This window comes from Lentzea sp. NPDC102401, assembly GCF_044765805.1.
Taxonomy (GTDB): Bacteria; Actinomycetota; Actinomycetes; order Mycobacteriales; family Pseudonocardiaceae; genus Lentzea; species Lentzea sokolovensis.
The window spans coordinates 1,051,150-1,071,770 of record NZ_JBIWKS010000002.1; the positions used below are offsets into that span (position 1 = coordinate 1,051,150).

Consider the following 20,621-nt stretch of genomic DNA (forward strand, 5'->3'; position numbering starts at 1 on the left):
ACATCCATGTCGTTCGCCAACGATCCGGTGCCGCTGCTGCGGGATCTGATCAGGATCGACACCACCAACCCGCCCGGCGCGGAGACCGCCGTCGTCGACCACCTGCGGCGGCTGATCGCCGGTACCGACGTGGACATCAAGGTGCTCGGCCCGGATCCGGAGCGGCTGAACCTGGTCGCGCGGTTCCGCGGCCGCGGTGAGGCGCCGCCGTTGTTGCTGCACGCGCACTCCGACGTCGTGCCGGTGGACGGCCAGCAGTGGACGCACCCGCCGTTCGAGGCGCGGATCGTCGACGGGCACGTCTGGGGGCGCGGCGCGATCGACATGAAGGGCGGCATCGCGATGATGCTGTCCGCCCTGTCCCGCCTGGCGGCCGCGGGGGAGCGCCCGGCGGGTGACGTCGTGCTGGCCGTGGTGGCCGACGAGGAGGCGGGCAGTGCGGTCGGCGCGCGCTATCTCGTGAACGAGCACCCCGAACTGTTCCACGGCGTCGAGTACGCGATCGGCGAGGAGGGCGGTGCCGGCATCGACCTGACCGGCCACCGGTTCCACCCGATCGTCGTGGCGGAGAAGCGTGCCTGCTGGCTGCGCGTGACCCTGCGCGGACCGGGTGGTCACGGCTCCCGGCTCACACCACCGGACTCGCCGATGGCGCGGCTGGGACGGCTGCTCACCGCGTTGACCGGGACCCGGATGCCGCGTCACCAGACCTCGGCCGCGGACCGCATGCTGGAGGTGCTCGCCGGCGCCTTGCCGGCACCGCTCTCGGAGCACGTGGCGCGCTACCGGGAGGACCAGACGGGCGACCCTCGCCCCGACGGGCTTCCGTTGCGGGAGGCCCTGCGGCTGGACTCGGTGCTGCGGCACACCGCGAACCCCACGATCGTCCGGACGACCGAGAAGATCAACGTCGTGCCCAGCGAGATCACCGTCGACCTGGACGGCCGCATCCTGCCGGGCGGCTACACCGTCGAGGACTTCGTCGGTGAACTGCGGCACCTCGTCGGCGAGGACTTCGAGCACGAGCTGCTGCTGGAGGGCTCGATGGTCCGGCCGGAGCGGATCAGGCAACCGGAGTTCGGCGGCTTCTACGACACCATGGCCGAGATCCTCGCCAAGGCCGACCCCGACGCGATCCCGCTGCCCATGGTCTCGCCGGCCTCGACCGACGCCCGGTTGTTCGCCCAGCTCGGCATCCGTTGCTACGGCTGGCTTCCGCTGAAGCTGCCGGCGGGCACCGACTACCGCGGCCTGCTGCACACGGTGGACGAACGCGTCCCCCTCGACGCGCTGGAGTTCGGCACCAGCTGCCTCACCGAACTGCTGCGCTCCTACCGCTAGCCGAGTTCGCGGATCGTGCGGACCGGCCGGCTGGCCGCCGGGATCGCGGAGAGCAGCAACAGGATCGGCGTGACGAACAACGTTGTTCGCGCGCCGATCCCGTCGACCAGGAAGCCCGCGGCCACGGAACCCAGCGACAGCATGCCGAACGCGAACAGCCGGTAGCTGGCGTTCATCCGCGCGAGCAGCTCGGTCGGTGTGGTCTTCTGCCGCACGGTCACCGCGACCACCGTCCCGCCCGCGGCACCGGCCGAGCCGAGGAAGTAGGCGAGGCCGCCCAGAACCACGTCCGCCTGACCACCGCCGATCAGGGGCAGCAGGAAGTACGACGACGTGGAGAACACGAGCACGACCAGCATCGAGTGCCCGTAGCCGAGCCGCCTGATCAGGGCGGGAGCGCCCAGCGCGCCGGAGATGCCGCCGAGCCCGCCGAGCACCATGATCAGGCCGTACGCCCCCGAGCTGTGCCCGAGCTCGCGCACGAAGTAGATCAGGAACGCCACGGTCGTCATCGCGGTGGCGGCGTTGTAGATCCCCGCGTGGACGGCGAGCGCCCGGACCGGCGGGTTGTGCAGCACCGCACGGAGCCCCTCGGCCAGTTCACGCCGGAGGTCGCGCGGCGGCCGCGCAGGGACTTCTTCGCGGTGGCGGATCAGCAGCAACGCGTTCGCCGAGGCCAGGTACGACAGCCCGTCGAACACGAGCGTCGCGGCCGGGCCGAACAGGCCGCTGAGCCAGCCCGCGAGGCCTGGCCCGCCGGTCGCGCCGGCGGCCTGGCCCGCCAGGACCCTGCTGTTGGCCGACGCGAGCGCCTCGCCCTCGACGAGCACCGGCAGGTAGCTGGTCGCCGCGATGTCGTAGACGACCGTCATGGTCCCGCCGAGCACCGCGATCACGTAGAGCAGCGGCAAGGTCAGCCCGCCGAACAGGGCCAGCACCGGCACGGTCATGACCAGCACGAACCGCACGAGGTCCGCGGCGATCATCACCGGCCGTTTGGCCCGCCGCTCCAGCCAGACACCCGCCAGCAGCGGCAACAGGAAGAACGGGCTCAGGTACAGGCCCTGCAACAGGCCGACCTGCGTGCCGGATCCGTCCAAAGTGGTCACGACGAGCAGCGGCAGCACGAACTCGGTGATCCGGGAGCCGAACTGGGACACCACGTCGCCGGCCCAGAACCGGCGGAAGTCGCGTCCGGACCTGGGGCGCACGGCGGTATCGGTAACCACCTCGCGAGCGTGGCACCCGCGCGTACGCGGGTTAAGTCAGGAGAACCCCTCTCTTTGCCCGGCGCGCGAACGTGGCGATGCTCCACGAGTGGTAGATGTGTCGAGCACCCCGGACACCGTGACCGACGCCGTTCCGCAGGCACGGCCGAGATCGAAGTGGCCGCGACGGCTGCGCGTCACCGCGTGGTGCCTCGTGGTGCTCCTGGTCGTGGTGGCGTCCGCGGCTGGCCTGGTCGTCACGTGGACGGTCCGGCACTCGTTCCCGACCACCGATGGCGAACTGGCCGTGCCAGGCCTGCAAGCGCCGGTCGAGGTGCTGCGCGACCAGTACGGCGTGCCACAGGTCTACGCGGACAACTCGCACGACCTGTTCCTGGCGCAGGGGTACACGCACGCGCAGGACCGGTTCTGGGAGATGGACATCCGTCGCCACATCACGGCCGGCCGGCTCGCCGAACTGTTCGGTGAGTCGCAGGTGGCCACCGACTCGACGGTGCGGACGATGGGCTGGCGCCGGGTCGCCGAGCAGGAGTACGGGATGCTCTCGGCGAGCACGCGCGACTACCTGCAGGCCTACGCCGACGGCGTGAACGCCTATCTGGCCGAGCACACCGGTTCGAAGCTGAGCGCGGAGTACGCGATCCTCGGGCTGCTCACACCGGGCTACACGCCGGAGAAGTGGACACCGGTCGACTCGGTGGCCTGGCTCAAGGCGATGGCGTGGGACCTCAGCAGCACGATCACCTCCCAGTCCCGGCACGCGATGCTGTCCGCGAGCCTGCCCGCGGACACCGTGGCGAGGCTCTTCCCGGAGTACGACTTCAGCCGCTGGGAACCCAGCGTGCGGGCCGATCCGAACGCGACCGTGCCGCAGAGCGCCGGACGTGACGAGAAGGCGGACATCGCGGCGGCCGTGACCGACGTCGCCGACGCCGCGAGCTCCCTCGACGCGGTGCTCGGGCCACGGGGCAAGGGCATCGGGTCGAACGCGTGGGTGGTGTCCGGCAAGCTCACCGCGTCCGGCAAACCGTTGCTGGCCAACGATCCCCACCTCGGGCCGCAGATGCCGAGCATCTGGTACCAGATGGGCCTGCACTGCCGCTCGATCGGCAAGGACTGCCCGTTCGACGTCAGCGGCTTCACCTTCTCCGGCATGCCCGGCGTGATCATCGGGCACAACCGCGACATCTCCTGGGGTCTGACGAACCTCGACCCGGCGGTCGTCGACCTCTACCTGGAACGCGTCAGCGACGGCACCTACGAGTACGACGGCGCGCGCAGGCCGCTGGAGACCCGGCAGGAGGTCATCGAGGTCGCCGGCGGCGAACCCCGGACGATCACGGTCAGATCGACCGGGCACGGCCCGTTGATGTCCGACGTGATGGACCGGCTGAAGTCCGTCGGCACGCAGGGCCGTGAGCCGGGAGTCGAGCCCGGCGAGTACGCGGTGGCGCTCAAGTGGACCGCGTTGCAGCCGTCCCGGACCGTGGACGCGGTGTTCGGGCTGGCCACGGCCCACGACTGGAACTCGTTCCGCGAGGCCGCGTCGCTGTTCGCCGCGCCGTCGCAGAACATGCTCTACGCCGACCGCGCGGGGCACATCGGCTTCCAGGTGCCCGGTGTCATCCCGATCCGGAAACAGGGCGACGGGCGCTTCCCGGTGCCCGGCTGGACCAGCGCCTCGGAGTGGAGCGGGTACATCCCGTTCGAGAAACTGCCCAGCGCGCTGGATCCGGCCAGCGGGTACTTCGTGAACGCCAACAACGCCGTGACCGACCCGTCGTACCCGTACCTGCTCACCAAGGACTGGGGTGACGGCAACCGCAGCCAGCGGATCACCGACCTGATCAAACAGGGCGGCAAGCTGGACGCGGCGGCGATGCAGCGGATCCAGCTCGACACCCGCAACGGCAACGCGGCCAACCTCACCCCGTACCTGCTCAAGTCGACCGTCGAGGGTGACACGGCCAAGGCGCAGGACCTGTTGCGCGGCTGGGACTACACGCAACCGGCCGACTCCGCCCCGGCCGCCTACTTCAACGCCGTGTGGCGCAACCTGTTGCAGCTGATGTTTCTGGACAAGCTCACGAACGCCGCGCCCAAGGTCGACGTGGACGGCGGTGGCCAGTGGTTCGAGGTGGTGCGCAGCCTGCTGGAGCGCCCGGACGACGACTTCTGGCACAACAGCGGGCGCGGCGTGAACGGCAGGGACGCCATGCTGAGCACGGCCATGAACGACGCGAACAAGGAGCTGCGCGAACGGCTCGGCGACGACCCGGCCGCGTGGAAGTGGGGCGACCTGCACCAGCTGACGGTGCAGAACAAGACGCTCGGCACCGGCCCCGCGCCGATCCAGTGGTTGCTCAACCGCGGGCCGGACGGTGTCGCGGGCGGGCCCGCCACGGTGAACGCGACGGGCTGGAACGCCAAGAAGACGTACGACGTGAACTGGGTGCCGTCGATGCGGATGGTCGTGGACCTGGCTGATCCGGACGCGTCCCGGTGGATCAACCTCACCGGCGCGTCCGGCCACGCCTTCGCCGACCACTACGACGACCAGCTGCCGCTCTGGCGCCGCGGTGAGACCACCGCGTGGCCGTTCAGCAGGCAGGCCGTGGAAGCCGCGGCGAAACAACACCTCACCCTGAAGCCGGCCTGAGCTTCGTGGGACGGTGTACGTGCACAGGGATGTCTGACGAAGAAGGGCTTGTGCATGACGAGCAGGTTGGAATGGACGACCATCGACAGCGCGGACCCGCGGTCGCTGGCCGAGTTCTGGTGCGGCGTCCTGGGGTACGTGGTCTACGAGGACAAGAAGGGCGAGGTGGTCGAGATCGGCCCCGACCCCGAGGCGTCGGACGAGCAACGTCTCGGCGACCTGCGCGACGGGCCCGCCGTGGCCAGCCTCGCGTTCGTCCGTGTGCCGGAAGCCAAGGGCGGCACCAAGAACCGGATCCACTTCGAGATCACCCCGATCGACAGCGACCAGGGGGCCGAACTGGACCGGCTGCTCGCGCTCGGTGCGTCCAAAGTGGACGTGGGACAGGGTGAGGGCCGGTCCTGGGTCGTGCTGGCGGATCCGGAGGGCAACGAGTTCTGCCTGGCCCGCAGCCTCGCGCCGGGCGAGTTCGACCTTTAGCGGTGCGGGGGTCGCCACCACCGGGCCCCCTGTCGGGAACGTCACCGACTTGTCGAGGTACCCGGACCGGGTGAATCTCGACCTGTGACGGAATGGCTGCGGTATTTCTCGCCACCGGGGCGGGCAAAGGCGAGGTTGTTGTGCTTACCGCCCGGTGGCGGGTCCGCTCAGCTCTACCAGCGGTGGCCCGCGAGCCTGGGACCCGACGTCGAGGTCGTCGCGGTCGAGCTGCCCGGTCGCGGCAGCCGGAGCCTGCAGCCCCTGATGACGGACATGGCCTCGCTGGTGTCGACCCTGGTCACCGAGACGGCCGGGCTCGACGACCTGCCGCTCGTGGTGTTCGGCCACAGCATGGGCGGTCTCGTCGGCTGGGAACTCTGCCGCAGGCTGCCACGACCGCCGCAGGGCCTGGTCGTGGCCGCCGCCGCGGCGCCCACCCGCCTGCACTCTCCGAGATGGCGCAGCGAGACCACGGACGACGGCCTGCGTGAGCTGATCACCCGCTCCGAGGGCCTTCCTGGCCAGGCCCCGCTCGATCCGCTGTTCCTGGAGTACTTCCTGCCGGTCCTCCGCGCGGACCTCACACTGGCCAACACCTTCGAACCGGAACCGTTGCGACCGTTGCGATGCCCGTTGCGGGTGTACCGGGGATCGGCGGATCCGCTGGTGGGTGAGGAGGAAGCGGACGCGTGGCTGGCGGAGACCGAGGGCGACGCGCGTGTCCACGTCTTCGACGGCGGCCATTTCTTCCCCCGTGACAACCCCAGGGTGATGCTCGCGCAGCTGCGCGCGGATGTCCTGGCGGCCGTGGAGGTGCCGTCGCTGTGACGTTCGCAGCACCTTCCGCGGCAGTGTCCGGGGAGTCCCACCGCGCCCGGATCCGGGCCGACCACCAAGGAGGGCCAGTGCCCGAGAACGTTCGCACATCCGGGCCCGCCGCGGCGGACCTCGTCGCGGGCCTGGCCGGCGACGGCTTCGCCCGGCTGTCCGGCCAGGACTTCGCGGTCGACACCGGCGGCGCCGCGTTCCGGGACTTCCGCGCCGGGTGGGAGGACCTCGTCCTCGACGGCGCGCTGGTCGACGGCGGCAGCTACCGGTACCGCCGGTACGGCAGGCTGGCCGCCGTGCCCTCCGGTGCGGGCTTCGAGCTGACACCGTTGCCGCACAGGACGTTCCGCCAGGACGGCATCCCGATGTGGCGGTCGAACGATCGCCTGTTCGCCCCCATCGAGCCGGCGTTCCTGGACGACCGCTGCCTGCGCGAGATCATCACGACCGACCTCTCGCTCGCCGCACAGGTGCGATCCAGTCCGGAATGGACGGTGGGGCTGCACATGATCCGGATCGTGGCCGTGGCGGGCGAACCAGGACTGCCCACACCCGAGGGACGGCATCGCGACGGGCACTCGTTCGTCGGCATGCACCTGGTGCGCAGGGAGAACAGCGCGGGCGGGGAGTCGGCGATCTACCGTGACGGTCTGCCGGACGTTCAGTTCACCCTGCGGGATCCGCTGGAGTCCGTGCTGGTCGACGACACGGCCATCTGGCACGAGGCGTCGCCGATCTCGATCCTGGACCCGGCCGGTGGGCGCACCGTGCGGGACATGCTCCTCGTCGACGTCAATCCGGCATGACCGCCGTCAAGCTCACGTTCAGCCCGTGCGACCACCCGCTGGACGGCAGGCTCCTCGAGGTCGTGCCCGGTCGTTACGACTGGATCCACTTGGACCTGTCGGAGACGGTCGCGGAAGCGACTGTGTGGCTGCACTACCGCGACGCCGTCGATCCGGAGTTCCTGCGCTCGCAGCCCGGCACGTCGATCGCCAGGATCGGGGTGCCCCGGCGCGGCGAGCTGCTGGCCGTGGAACTGCCGGTGCTACCGGGCGTCCGTCTGGTGGGGACAGCGCTGACGTGATGCGACCGATCTCCCTCGTGCCGCACCTGAACAACACCGGACTGACCGATGTGGACGGTCTCGGCGGCGGCGGTTTCAACATCTGGGGCAACACCTTTCCCGCCAGCGAACTCCCGCCCGCCGGCGGCACGGCGGTCGTCGGCGAGGTGCCGTTCCTGTTCCCGGTCGCAGGCGTGGACAACGTCCGGTGCCGCGGCCAGCGCGTCGAGATCCCGCCGGGCCGCTGGGACTGGGTGCACGTGCTCGGCGCCGCCGAACGCCGGACCGAGGACCTGCTGGAGGTCTGCTACGCGGACGGCTCGGTGCGCGGGCAGTGGCTGCGGATGTCCGACTTCTGGCCGCAGACCGAGCCCCGGTTCGGCGAGGTGCTCGCGTTCCGCTGCCGGCACATGCACTATCCCCGCCACGTGCAACGGACGACGTCCCCCAGCATCTGGGCGCAACGCGTCCCGCTGACGGTCCCGTCGGACGTCGTCGCGCTCGTCCTGCCGGACAACCCGGCGTTGCACGTGTTCGCTCTCACCCTGCAGGCGGCCGAATGAAAGTCTCGCTACCGGGCGTCTCGCACTGGCGCCACGACCTCGGTCACTGCCTGCACGCCACCGCGGGCGTGCTGCTCGGCTTCCACGGCGCGGACCCGCTGGACCTGCTCGGCGCGGCATGGGGTTTCGACTACCGCGGCGGCGACATGCGTCGCGAGGAGTACTACTTCCCGTGCTGGCAGGGATCGTTGTTCGCCAGTCTCGCGCCGTACCACGAAGTCGCCTCCACGTGGCACCCGCCGTCCTCGCCCGAACAGGGCTGGGAGGAGGTCCGGGCGCGGTTGCTGGAGGGCACACCCGTCGCCGTGGCCGCGGACAACTACTTCCTGCCGTTCCGCCCGGCCTACCAGGACGTGCACACCAACCATCTGCTGGTGGTGTACGGGTTCGACGACGCCCGCGGCACGGTGTCGGTGTGCGATCCGGTGCCACCCCGGTTCCGCGGCGAGATCTCGATCGAGGAGCTGACCGCGGCCCGCGACTCTGCCAACCCGGTCCGGCACAGCCGCGACATGTTCTTCACCGCCAACCCCATCGGCAACCGCTGGCTGGACGTGACCGTGACGGGCCGCCGGGGCCCGGCGGACCGCGACCACCTCCGCGAGATCATGACGGCGAATCTGACCGGCTGGGAAGGCGTGGCCGACGGTTCGTCCGACTACCGCGGTCTCCCTGGCCTGGAACGCTTCCTGCGCGAGGCGGCCGCCCGTCTCGGCGACGGCGACGCGTCGGTCGTGGACGAGGTGTTCGTCGTGGCCGGTGTCGCGCTCGCCGTGACCGGTCTGCACGGCGACTACCTGGCCTCGGCTGCTCGTCGTCTCGGCGAGCCCGGGTTGCTCAAGCTCGCCCGCGAGGTCGACCGGATCGCCCATCACTGGTCCGCCGTCCGCATCATCGTCGCCACCGGCCGCGACGACCCCGCCACCGCCGGCCGTGGCCTGACCGGCCGCACGACCGCGCTGCTCGCGGACCAACTGGCCACAGTGGACCGAATGGCCGCGGTCGTCGCGTCGATCTGACACCGGGAGTCGGGAGAATCCCCGTCTTCCCAGCACGGCCGCGCGCACCCGATCCTGCGTGAATGGCTGACGTGGTGGGCGAGTACGACGCAGAGGACATCGACCTGGAAGAGGTTCTGCGTGGCCTGACGCCGGAGAAGCGGATGCTGGTGGGCGCGGAGCTGGCACGCAGGGCCGCGGCCGCGGCGGCCATTCCCCGCGCGGCGCGGACAGGTGATCCGCTGCCGTGCTCGTTCGCCCAGGAACGGCTGTGGTACCTGGACCAGGCCGATCCGGGATCGGTCGCCTACGTCGTGCCGGCGGCGGTGCGGTTCACCGGCAGGCTGGACATCGGCGCGCTGCGCCGGTCGCTCGACGAGATCGTGCGGCGGCACGAGGTGCTGCGGACGACGTTCACCGAGAAGGACGGACTGCCCGGCCAGGTCGTGCATCCCGCCGAGCCGTTGACCATTCCGCTGGTACAGCTGGGCGCGCTGTCCAGGGAGGCAGCGGAGGCCGAGGTGCGCGAGCGCTACCAGCAGGAGGTCCGCCTGCCGTTCGACCTCGCGCGCGGCCCGCTGATCAGGGCCAGCGTCCTGCGGGTCGCCGACGACGAGCACGTGCTGCTGCTGAGCACGCACCACATCGTTTCGGACGGCTGGTCGCTCGGTGTCCTTCAGCACGAGCTGACGACGCTGTACCGGGCGTACGTGGCCGGCGAGCCGTCGCCGTTGCCGGAACTGACCGTGCAGTACGCGGACTTCGCGGTCTGGCAGCGAGGCCGGCCGGACAACGGTCAGCTGGCGTACTGGCGTGAGCACCTCGAGGGTGCGCCGGTGCTGGAGCTGCCCGCGGACAAGCCTCGTCCCGCCGTGCGAACCTCGCACGGCGCATCGGTTCCCCTCGACCTGGACGCGGACACCGTCCGCGCCGTCGAGAAGCTGGCCGACGCCGAGGAAGCGACGCAGTACATGGTGCTGCTCGCCGCGTACGCCCTGCTGCTGCGGCGATGGAGCGGCCAGCCGGAGATGATCATCGGCTCGCCGATCGCCAACCGCGTGCACGTGGACGTCGAGCCGCTGGTCGGGTTCTTCGTGAACACCCTCCCGCTGCGCATGGACACCTCGGGGGATCCGACCTTCCGCGAGCTGGTCCGTGCCGCGCGCGCGAACTGTCTCGCCGCGTACGCCAACCAGGACCTGCCGTTCGAGAGGATGGTCGCCGAGACCGTCGCGGACCGGTCGGCGGGCACCGTTCCGCTGGTGCAGACCCTGCTGGTGCTGCGGAACGTGCCGATGTCCGCGCTCGAACTGCCCGGAGTGCGGGTCGAGCTGCTGGACCTGCACACGGAGTCGACCAAGTTCGACCTCTCCCTCGACCTCGTGCCGGCCGCGGACGGTGGCATCGCCGGTCGCGCCGAGTACAGCGTGGACCTGTTCGAGGCCGGCACGGTGCGGCGGATGATGACGGCGTTCGGCCTGCTGCTGGAGGCCGGGCTGCGCGAGCCGGACACCCGGATCTCGCGGTTGCCCATGGCCACCGAGTCCGAGCGCATCCGCATGGTGGCCGAGTTCAGCGGTGGCGGCTCGGCGGCACCGGCGGCGACCGCGGGCACGCTGCACGGCCTTTTCGAACGGCAGGCAGACCTCGCGCCCGACGCCGCGTCGGTGGTGTTCGGCGAGCGGACGCTGACCTACCGCGAAGTGGACGAACGAGCGAACCAGCTCGCCTGGTTCCTGCGCGCCGAGGGGGTCGGGCCGGAGCAGCTGGTCGGCGTCTCGCTGCCGCGCTCGGAGCTGATGATCATCGCGGTGCTCGGCATCCTGAAGGCCGGCGCGGGATACGTGCCCCTCGATCCGGCGTATCCCCGCCAGCGGGTCGGCTACATGGCGGAGGACGCCGGGGCGGCGCTCGTGCTGACCCACTCCTCGGTGGCCGACGAGGACCGCATGAGGGTGAGCGACGACGTCCCCGGTCCTCGGCTGGTGTGCCTCGACACGGAGGCCGCCCGCCTGGCCGAGTGCCCGAAGGAACGCCCCGAAGCCGTTGTCACGGAAGCGAATCTCGCCTACGTCATCTACACCTCCGGCTCCACCGGCCGCCCCAAGGGATCGGCCAACGAACACGGGCGGGTCGCCAACACGCTGCACGGCGTGAACGGGGCCTATGGGCTGGAACCCGCGGACCGGATGCTGGCGATTTCCTCGCTCAACTACGACATGTCCGTCTACGAGGTCTTCGGCACGCTGGCCGCGGGTGCGACGATCGTCGTGCCCGGCGACATCGTGACCACCGACCCGGAGCAGCTGCTGGAGTTGTTGCGGCGGCAGCGGGTGACCGCGTGGAGCTCGGCGCCGGCGTTGCTCGACATGCTGGTGAACCACACGTACGGGCGGCAGGGCATGGCCGGCGTCGCGCTGCGGGTGGTCGGTCTCGGCGGCGACCGGATGCCGCCCGCCCTGCCAGGCCGGCTGGCCGAGCTGGTGCCCGGTGTGCGCCTGCTCAACCTCGCGGGCATGACCGAGGTGTCCTACTGCAGCACGTCCCACCCGGTGACGGGGCGGAGCCCGGCCGGGGTGCCGTGGGGCAGGCCGCTGCCCAACCACCGGCTCTACGTGCTCGACCGGCACGGCGTGCCGGTCCCGGCCGGCGTGGCGGGGGAGCTGTTCATCGGAGGAGCCGGTCCCGGCCGCGGCTACTGGCGGCGCCCCGGACTGACCGCCGAGCGGTTCGTACCGGACCCGTTCAGCCCCGAGCCGGGCGGCCGCATGTACGCCACCGGCGACCACGCCCGCTTCCTCGCCAACGGGGACCTCGACTTCCTCGGCCGGCTCGACCTCCAGGTGAAGATCCGGGGGTTCCGGATCGAGCTGGGGGAGATCGAGAACGCGCTCTCCGGTCACCCCTGCGTGAACGAGCCGGTGGTGCTGGCCTACACCGACTCCGTCGGCGAGCGCAGGCTGGCGGCCTACGTGACACCGCGTACGGATGATCATCCGTCGGCGCACGAGTTGCGCTCCTACCTCGCCGAGCGACTGCCGGACCACATGGTGCCGTCGGCCTACGTGGTGCTGGACAGGCTTCCCCTGCTGCCCAGCGGAAAGCTCAACCGCGCGGCGCTGCCGGAGCCGGGGGCGGGCAGTTCCCAGAGCGCGTACGCCCCGCCTGCCGGGCAGCTGGAGCAGGTGCTCGCCGAGCTGTGGTCCGGACTGCTCGGGGCGCCGCGGGTCGGTGCGGCGGACGACTTCTTCGAGCTGGGCGGTCATTCCCTGTTGGCCACCCAGGCGGTGTCGAGGATCAGGGAGCTGTTCCGCATCAGGCTCGACATCCCGGGTTTCCTGGCGGCGCGGACGGTGCGCGCGCTCGCTGCCCACATGCGGCAACTCGGTGCCACCGAAGGCGTCGACGTCGACACGATCGCCGAGCTCGTGCTGGAAGTGAGTGCGTTGTCCGACGAGGAGGCACGCAGCGAGATGCAGGACGGGACGAGGGCTTGATGAGCGGCATTCCGTTGGTGTGCGTGCCTTTCGCGGGTAGTGGCGGCGCGTTCTTCCGGTCGTGGCGTTCGGTGGCCCCGGCCGGTGTGGAGATCGTTCCGGTGCGGTTGCCCGGTCGCGAGCGGCGGATCCGGGAGGAGCCGTACCGGGACGTCCACGTGGCGGCCCGAGGAGTGTTGCCACAGATCGTGGAGCAGATCGGGGAAGGCGGCCCCGTCGCGCTCTTCGGTCACAGCCTGGGCGCCGTCCTCGCCTACGAACTGGCGCACCTGCTGGCGGACACGACACAGGCCGAGGTGGTGAGCCTGGTCGTCAGCGGCTCGCCGGGGCCGTGGACGCAACGCGCGCGGCGTGCCACCGGCCTGCCCGACGAGGAGTTCGTCGACCGGGTCGCCGAGCTCGCCGGGCACCAGGACGGCGCACTGGCCGACCCGGAGGTGCGCCGGATGGTCCTGCCGACGTTGCGGGCGGACGTGGAGATGCACGAGAACTACCGGCCCAGCGGGGACATCCCGCTGGCGGCTCCGATCACCGCGATCCGGGGGACGCACGACGCGCTGGTCCCCGCCGAGCTGGCCGGCGAGTGGGCGAAGGCGACGAGCCGCGGGTTCACGGTGAGGGAGCTGCCCGGCGAACACATGTACCTCCTGAACTCCGCGGAACAGGTGCTGCGCGTGGTCGGCGAATCGTTCGGCGGGCGATGAGGACGTGCCCTGTCGGGGGACTCACCGACTTGTTGGCGGTGCCCGGCAGGGCAAGCGTGATCACGTGACCTCACTTTCGGCGGACCAGCTCCGGTTGCTCCAGCGGCGACTGGACGCGGCGGGTGTCGGCGCCACGCCCGCGCCGATCCCGCGCCGGCCGGCAGGGGAGACGCGCAGCCCGGCATCCCATGCCCAGGAACGGCTTTTCTTCTTCGAGAAGATGAATCCCGGCAGCGCGCTCTACGTGGTCGCCGGTGCGCTCAGGATGCGCGGCGAGCTCGACCTCGCCGTGCTGCGCGACACGGTCCGCCTTCTGGTCGGCAGGCACGAGGCGTTGCGCACGGGGCTGGAGATCGACGCCGACGGCGGTGTGGTCCAGGTCGTGCATCCTCAGGAGACCGTCGAGGTCGAGCTGCCGGTCCGCGGTGTCACCGAGGCCGAGCTCTGGCACGAGGCCCGACTCGCCTGCGCCCGGCCGTTCGACCTGGCAGGGCCGAGTCTGTTGCGCGCCGTGCTGTTCCAGGTCGGTCCGGCGGAGTGGTACCTGGTGTTGTGCGTGCACCACATCGTGGTGGACGGCTGGTCTCTCGGGATTCTGCTGGAGGAGTTCGCCGTCGTGTACGGCGCTCTGTGCGGCGGAGGGCGACCAGAGTTGCGGCCGCTGCCGATTCGCTACGCGGACTTCGCCTCGTGGCACCGCGATCGCGTCTCGGGCGACGCGCTCGCCGGACAGATCGAGTACTGGCGCGGGCAACTCGCCGGTGTGCGGCCGTTCGAGTTGCCTCCTGATGGTGTGCCCGGACGGCCGTTCGCGGGCGGAGACGTGCCGCTGACGGTGCCGGCGGACCTCGTCGACGGCATGCGGCGGCTCGGTGAGGCCGAGGGGGCCACGCTGTACATGGTGCTGGCCACCGCGTGGGCCGTGGTGCTGTCGCGGTGGGCGGATCGCGCCGACGTGGTGTGGGGGACCGCGATCGCCGCGCGGACCAGGACCGAGCTCGAAGGGCTCGTAGGATTCTTCGTGAACACCCTGGCGTTGCGGGTGGACGTGCGCGCGCCCCTGACCTTCCGGGAGTTGCTCGGTCGCGTGCGCAAGACGTGCCTCGACGCGTACGCGCACCAGGAACTGCCGTTCGACCAGTTGGTGAAGGCGATCCGGCCGGACCGGGACACGACGGGCCGCACACCGATCGTCCGGCACCTGCTGGTGCTGCACAACACCCCACCGGCCAGGGCTCAGCTGCCGGGAATCAGCACGGAGGTGCTGCCGGTGCACACCGGCACCGCCAAGTTCGAGCTGGAGATCGAGCTGTCGCCCGCGGCCGACGGCGGACTGACCGGGTTCGCGGAGTTCGCCGCGGACGTGCTGACGGAGTCCTCGGCCCGACGGCTGCTGGTGTCGTTGGTCGAGGTGTTGCGCGCCGGGATCGCCGACGCCGACTGTCCTGTGTGGAGGCTGCCGCTCGCCGCGGCCGAGGAACTCGATCCGGCCCGTGCGCACCTGCTGGACCGGTCGCTGGCCGAGGTGCCGGTGGGCGTGGTCGGGCAGCTGTTCGTGAGCGGATCCGAGGCCGGCCAGGGATTCGCGGGAAACCCCGCCCGCACCGCGGAGTGCTTCGTACCGGACCCCTCCGGATCGGGCACGCGGTTGTACGCCACAGGAATCCGGGCTCGGCGGAACGCGTCGGGGGCACTGGAGTTCCTCGCGCCGCCGGCCGAGCCGCGGCAGGTGGTCGCTGAACGGGTCGAGCCGCAACCGGACAAGGTTTCCGCACGCACCGAGGTCGAGCGCGTGATCACGCGGATCTGGTCGGAACTGCTGGAGGCGGAGGACGTCGGCGTGCACGACGACTTCTTCGACCTCGGTGGGCATTCGCTGCTCGCCGTGCGGATCCTGCACCGGATCCACGCGGCCTGTCACGTGGAACTGGACCTGGTGGACTTCTTCGAGGCGGGCACCGTCGCCAACGTGGCCGGCCTGGTCGAGAAGGCAACGCCCGCCAAGCCGGCGAGATCCATTCCCAAGCTGGACCGCGCGCGGTTCCGGGCGGATGAGGACAGGAGTGACCATGGGGCGCACTGACGCCGCTGATCTCGTCGGACTGCTGGTCGCCAGGGCGACCGGGCGACCCGAGGCCGTCGGCTACGTGTTCGCGGACGGCGACGGCGCCGAACTGGCGCTGACCTATCGTGAACTGGATGCCGCCGCGCGCGGTGTCGCGGCCCAGTTGCAGTCCACCGGCGTGAAACCGGGTGACCGGGTGATGCTGCTGTACCCACCCGGTGCCGGCTACGTCACCGCCTTCTTCGGCTGTCTGTACGCCGGAGTCGTCGCCGTTCCGGTCTACCCGCCGACCACCCGCGCCGGAATCGCGCGGGTTCTCGCCGTGGCCGCGGACTGCGACGCGACCGTCGCCATGACCGACGAGGCCAGCCTGCCCGCGGTGCAGGCGCGCATCACGGACCGCTCCCTGCGCTGGCTGGTGCCCACCGCCACGGACGCGGACTGGTCGAGGCCTTCGCTGACGCCGGACACCATCGCCTTCCTCCAGTACACCTCCGGATCCACGGCGACGCCGAAAGGCGTCCTGCTGAGCCACGGCAACCTGCTGCACAACTCGGCCGTGATCGCCGACGTGCTCGAACCGGACGAGGACGCCCGCGGTGTCAGCTGGTTGCCGCCCTACCACGACATGGGCCTGATCGGCGGGATCCTGCAACCGCTCTACAGTGGATTCCCCGGCCTGCTGATGTCCCCGCTGGCCTTCCTGCACCACCCCGTCCGGTGGCTGCGGGCGATCAGCGAGTTCGGTGCGACAGCGAGTGCCGCGCCGGACTTCGCATACGCGGAATGCGTGCGCCGGGTCAGCGACGAGGAACTGGCCGGGCTCGATCTGAGCCGCTGGCGGCAGGCTCTCGTCGGCGCGGAACCGGTGCGTGCCCAGACGTTGCACGCGTTCGCTGAACGGTTCGGTCCGGCAGGGTTTCGCGCGGAGGCGTTCCTGCCCTGCTACGGCCTCGCGGAAGCCACGTTGTTCGTCACGGGCGTCGCCTCGTCGGCGCGGCCGACGGAGCTCACGGTGGACCGCGCGGAGCTGGCCGGGGGCAACGCCGTGGCTGCCGAGTCCGGGGCGACGCTGGTGGGCTGCGGTACCGCCAGGGGCGCGGACCTCGTCGTCGTGGTGGACCCGGCCACCGGCGCGGAGTGCCTGCCGGGTCAGGTCGGCGAGGTCTGGGTCAGCGGCCCCACGGTGGGCGCGGGCTACTGGTCGAACGACGACGAGACCCGGCGCGTCTTCCACGCGCGACTGTCCGATGTGGACGGTGACTGGCTGCGCACCGGGGATCTCGGGTTCCAGCGGGACGGTGAGCTGTTCGTGACCGGACGGCTCAAGGAGCTGATCGTGGTCCGGGGCGCCAACCACTACCCGGCCGACATCGAGCTGTCCGCGGCGAGCGCCGACCAGGGCCTGGCCGCCGGAAGGGCCGCCGCGTTCGCCGTCGACGACGGCGAGACCGAACGCGTCGTGCTGGTGCACGAGGTCGCCAGGGGATTCACCCACGACCAGCCGGCCGAGGTGGCCGAGGTGATCCGCGCGGTGCGGGAGGCCGTCACCAAGGACCACCTGCTGGAGCTGTCCGACGTGGTGCTGGTGCGGCCGGGCTCGGTGCCCAGGACCTCCAGCGGGAAGGTTCGCCGGACCGAGTGCCGGGAGCGGTACCTCGCCGGGACGCTGCAGGTTCTCGCCACCGAGCCGGTTGCGCCTGGCACGCCGATCGAGCCGGCCGGCGACCGCGAAGACCCGATCGTGCGGCTCGTCGCCGAGACGCTCCAGCGCGCCCCCGCGGCGCTGCACCTCGATCGGCCGCTCGTCGGGCAGGGGCTCGACTCCCTGCGCGCCGTCCGCCTGCGGGCCACGCTGATGTCCGAGCACGACACCGATGTCGAGCTGGAGTGGCTGCTGAGCGAGGCGACTCCGGCCGCGGTGGCCTCCGCGTCCCGAGGCACTCGCGAGAACCACCCGATTCCCCGGCTCGCCGACGGTGTGGCGGCGCCGGCGTCGTTCGGGCAGGAGCGCCTGTGGCTGCTCGACCAGATCGGAGCGGGAGCCGCGTACCACATCGCCGGCCGGGTCGACTGGGACGACGAGCCGGACGTCGAGGCCCTGCGCGCCGCGCTCCGTGCACTCGTGGCCCGGCATGACGCCTTGCGCACCGGATTCCGCCTGACGTCCGACGGTCGCGTGGAACAGGTCGTCCACGGCGAGGTCGACTTCGACCTGGACGTCCGGCAGGTGCGGGACGAGGCGGCTCTGGGCGAGGCGTGTTCGCGGTTCGCGGACCAGCGGTTCGACCTCGCCACACCCCCGTTGTTGCGGACGACGTTGTTCCACGTCACCACCTCCGGGCAATGGGCGCTCGCACTGTGCGTGCACCACACGGTCGCCGACGGCGAGTCGATGGGCGTCCTGGCCCGGGAGCTGAACGCACTGATCACCGGTGATCTGTTGCCCGAGCTGCCGGTCCGGTACGTGGACTTCGCCGCATGGCAACGAGATCAGGCCTCCGGTGACGCACTGGCAGCGCAGGCGGAGCACTGGCGGGAACGACTGACCGGGGCTGTGCCACTGGAGATTCCGGCCGACGTGCCCACGGGTGCCGCGCGTTCGTTCGCCGGAAAGGCGCTGCCCTTCACGGTTCCCGCCGAGCTGGTGACGAAGGCGCGGCGGCTGGCCGCCGCCGAGCAGGTGACACCGTTCATGGTCCTCGCCGCGGCCTGGGCGGCGGTGTTGTCACGGTGGTCCGGTCAGAAGGACGTGGTCATCGGCACGGTCACCTCGGGCCGGTCGCGCCCCGAACTGTCCGGAGTGGTCGGTTTCCTGGCCAACACCGTGCCGTTGCGCGTGGATCTGGGGGGCGAGCCGACGTTCCGCGAGCTGCTCGGCCGCATTCGTGAGACGTGCCTGGCCGCCTACACGCACCAGGACCTGCCGTTCGACCAGGTCGTCCGCCTGGCTCGCCAGGACCAGGACGTCTCCCACCGGTTGTCGGTCGTGCGCAACATGTTCGTGCTCCGCGAGGACCTGCCCCCGGTGGCTCCGGCGGGCCGGGTCACCCAGCTGTACACGGCGACGGCGCAGTTCGACGTGCGATTCGAGCTGGCGCCCACGGCCGATGGCGCACTGACAGGTCTGCTGGAGTACTCCACCGACGTGCTCGGCGAGCTGACCGCGACCGGCCTCGGATCAGGGCTGCTGGAGGTCCTGCGCGGGGGGACGGCCGACGCCGGGCAGCGCGTGTCACGACTACCGGTCATGTCCGCCACCGCGTCGTCCAGCACCGTCTCGATGGGGGACGGCGGTCCGGCGTGGACGGGATTCGACTCGGCGGTGAGCTGGTTCGAATCGGTGGTGGACCAGTGGGGGGACGACATCGCGGTGGTCGAGGACGGCGGCGACCAGCTGTCGTTCCGGGACGTGGAGACGCGCGCGAACCAGCTGGCCCGGTGGTTGGGCCGCCAGGGCGTCGGGCGCGGCTCCCGGGTGGGCGTCTGCCTGGAGCGTCGGCTGGACCTAGTGGTGGGGTTGTGGGGCCTCTGGAAGGCGGGGGGCGTGTACGTGCCTCTCGATCCGGAGAGCCCGGCCGAACGGCTGGCGGGAATGATCGCCGACGCCCGTCCGGTCGTCGTGCTGACCTCGCTGGCGTCGCGGCACGCGGTGCCGCCGGACAACGGCTCGGTGTGTCTGGACGACCCGGTGGTCCGCGACGAGGTGGCTGCCGAGCCGACCTCCTCGCCGGGGACGCCGGTCGGCCCGCACGACCCGGCGTACGTGCTGTTCACGTCCGGCTCGACCGGAAAACCGAAGGGCGCCACGAACACCCACGGTGGACTGGTGAACCGGCTGAAGGCGTACCAGCCCCGGCTGGGACTGGACGACGGCCACGTGCTGCTGATGAAGACACCGATCGGGTTCGACGTCTCGGTCCCCGAACTGGTGTGGCCGCTGGTGCACGGGGCGCGGATGGTGCTGGCCCAGCCGGGAGGACATCGTGATCCGGCATACCTGCACAGCGTCCTGGACCGGCACGGTGTGACCGTCTGCAACTTCGTGCCGTCGATGTTGCGGCCGTTCCTGGAACACGAGCACCCCGGCGGGCATCCGGCGTTGCGGCTGCTGGTGTCCGCCGGTGAGGAACCCCCCACCGCGTTGGTCGAGGACTTCCTCCGGGCTTATCCCGGCGTGCGGTTCGTGAACACCTACGGGCCGGCGGAGTGCGTGGTCGAGGTGCTCACGTACGAGGCCGGCGGTCCACTCGGCGCGCGAGTGCCGCTGGGGCGGCCGCTCGCGGGCACCACCTTGTTCGTGCTGGACCAGTGGTTGTCGCCGGTGCCGCAGGGCATGGTGGGCGAGTTGTTCGTCGGCGGTTGTCAGGTGGGACAGGGCTACGAGAACCGGCCGGAGCTGACGGCCGCGCGTTTCGTGCCGAGCCCCTTCGGAGACGGCGAGCGGCTGTACGCGACGGGCGACCGCTTCCGGTGGACCGACGATGGGCTGCTGGAGTTCTGGGGGCGCAACGACTTCCAGGTGAAGGTGCGCGGTCAGCGGGTGGAGCTGGGCGAGGTGGAGGTGGTGTTGCGGGACTGCGAGGGCGTGGCCGACGCCGTCGTCGTCGCGGTGCCCGACCGGTACGGCGACAAGTTCCTCGCGGCGTATCTCGTGGCGAAGTCCGAGCGGCCCGACGGCGACCGGCTCCGCGCGGCGCTCGGCGAGAAGCTGCCGAAGCACATGATCCCAGCCGTGTTCACCTGGCTGGACGCCATTCCGCTGTCGCCCAACGGAAAGGTCGATCGGAAGGCGTTGCCGCCGGTCGCCCTGGAACGCAGTGCCGAGACCCCGTACGTCGAGCCCAGAGACGCCCTGGAGGGCCGGCTGGCCGAGATCTGGGCGGAGGTTCTCGGTGTCTCCCGCATCGGGGTGCGGGACAGCTTCTTCGATCTCGGCGGGCATTCGCTGCTCGCCACCAGGGTGGTCAGCCGGATCAGGGCGGCACTGCGGGTCGAGCTGCCGCTGACGGACCTGCTCACGGCCGACCCCACGGTGGAGCGTCTCGCCGAACGGGTCCGGGAACGCGAGGTGCAACAGGCGTCCAAGGCGGATCTCCGCGAGGTGCTCGCCATGGTCTCCACGTTGTCGGACGAGGAAGTGGCCGCACGGCTGGCCACGGACCAGGGGAACGCCGGATGAGTGAACTGT

At 71.0% G+C, this 20,621-nt stretch carries 13 protein-coding genes; 12 read left to right on the forward strand and 1 reads right to left on the reverse strand.

The annotated features are described in order from the left end of the window. Nucleotides 1–6 precede the first annotated feature (6 nt). Nucleotides 7–1,341 carry a M20/M25/M40 family metallo-hydrolase gene (locus tag ACIRG5_RS10335; RefSeq protein ID WP_402902974.1) on the forward strand — a complete coding sequence of 445 codons (1,335 nt, stop codon included), beginning with the start codon at nucleotides 7–9 and terminating at the stop codon, nucleotides 1,339–1,341. On the opposite strand, the gene ACIRG5_RS10340 is transcribed toward ACIRG5_RS10335, so the two are convergent. Further along, nucleotides 1,338–2,570, reverse strand: a complete 1,233-nt coding sequence (locus ACIRG5_RS10340) for an MFS transporter (protein ID WP_402902976.1) — start codon at nucleotides 2,568–2,570, stop codon at nucleotides 1,338–1,340. The genes ACIRG5_RS10335 and ACIRG5_RS10340 overlap by 4 nt on opposite strands. 118 nt (nucleotides 2,571–2,688) lie before the next feature. Here ACIRG5_RS10340 and ACIRG5_RS10345 point away from each other — a divergent pair, with 118 nt between their 5' ends. The 11 genes from ACIRG5_RS10345 (at nucleotide 2,689) to ACIRG5_RS10395 (ending at nucleotide 20,612) form a co-directional block, all read left to right on the forward strand. Further along, entirely contained in the window at nucleotides 2,689–5,229 is a 2,541-nt protein-coding gene (locus tag ACIRG5_RS10345; RefSeq protein ID WP_402902979.1) for a penicillin acylase family protein, read from the forward strand. Nucleotides 5,230–5,283: 54 nt separating this feature from the next. Further along, nucleotides 5,284–5,709: a VOC family protein gene (locus ACIRG5_RS10350; protein ID WP_402902982.1), complete on the forward strand. Its 426-nt coding sequence runs from the start codon at nucleotides 5,284–5,286 to the stop codon at nucleotides 5,707–5,709. Between the two features lie 84 nt (nucleotides 5,710–5,793). Further along, entirely contained in the window at nucleotides 5,794–6,537 is a 744-nt protein-coding gene (locus tag ACIRG5_RS10355) for a thioesterase II family protein (protein ID WP_402902985.1), read from the forward strand. A gap of 77 nt (nucleotides 6,538–6,614) precedes the next feature. Next, complete coding sequence (locus ACIRG5_RS10360; RefSeq protein WP_402902988.1) at nucleotides 6,615–7,343, forward strand: 2OG-Fe dioxygenase family protein; 729 nt, start codon at nucleotides 6,615–6,617, stop codon at nucleotides 7,341–7,343. Then, the gene (locus ACIRG5_RS10365; protein ID WP_402902991.1) at nucleotides 7,340–7,624 is read left to right on the forward strand and encodes a hypothetical protein; all 285 of its coding nucleotides are present in this window, start codon (nucleotides 7,340–7,342) and stop codon (nucleotides 7,622–7,624) included. The genes ACIRG5_RS10360 and ACIRG5_RS10365 overlap by 4 nt, the downstream gene beginning before the upstream one ends. Continuing rightward, nucleotides 7,624–8,166, forward strand: a complete 543-nt coding sequence (locus ACIRG5_RS10370; protein WP_402902994.1) for a hypothetical protein — start codon at nucleotides 7,624–7,626, stop codon at nucleotides 8,164–8,166. The genes ACIRG5_RS10365 and ACIRG5_RS10370 overlap by 1 nt, the downstream gene beginning before the upstream one ends. After that, the gene (locus ACIRG5_RS10375) at nucleotides 8,163–9,185 is read left to right on the forward strand and encodes a BtrH N-terminal domain-containing protein (RefSeq protein ID WP_402902997.1); all 1,023 of its coding nucleotides are present in this window, start codon (nucleotides 8,163–8,165) and stop codon (nucleotides 9,183–9,185) included. The genes ACIRG5_RS10370 and ACIRG5_RS10375 overlap by 4 nt, the downstream gene beginning before the upstream one ends. Nucleotides 9,186–9,247: 62 nt before the next feature. Then, nucleotides 9,248–12,661, forward strand: a complete 3,414-nt coding sequence (locus tag ACIRG5_RS10380) for an amino acid adenylation domain-containing protein (protein ID WP_402903000.1) — start codon at nucleotides 9,248–9,250, stop codon at nucleotides 12,659–12,661. Continuing rightward, nucleotides 12,661–13,365 carry a thioesterase II family protein gene (locus tag ACIRG5_RS10385; protein WP_402903002.1) on the forward strand — a complete coding sequence of 235 codons (705 nt, stop codon included), beginning with the start codon at nucleotides 12,661–12,663 and terminating at the stop codon, nucleotides 13,363–13,365. The genes ACIRG5_RS10380 and ACIRG5_RS10385 overlap by 1 nt, the downstream gene beginning before the upstream one ends. Before the next feature lie 64 nt (nucleotides 13,366–13,429). Further along, the gene (locus tag ACIRG5_RS10390; RefSeq protein ID WP_402903004.1) at nucleotides 13,430–15,448 is read left to right on the forward strand and encodes a condensation domain-containing protein; all 2,019 of its coding nucleotides are present in this window, start codon (nucleotides 13,430–13,432) and stop codon (nucleotides 15,446–15,448) included. Further along, nucleotides 15,435–20,612 carry an amino acid adenylation domain-containing protein gene (locus tag ACIRG5_RS10395; RefSeq protein ID WP_402903007.1) on the forward strand — a complete coding sequence of 1,726 codons (5,178 nt, stop codon included), beginning with the start codon at nucleotides 15,435–15,437 and terminating at the stop codon, nucleotides 20,610–20,612. The genes ACIRG5_RS10390 and ACIRG5_RS10395 overlap by 14 nt, the downstream gene beginning before the upstream one ends. Nucleotides 20,613–20,621 lie beyond the last annotated feature (9 nt).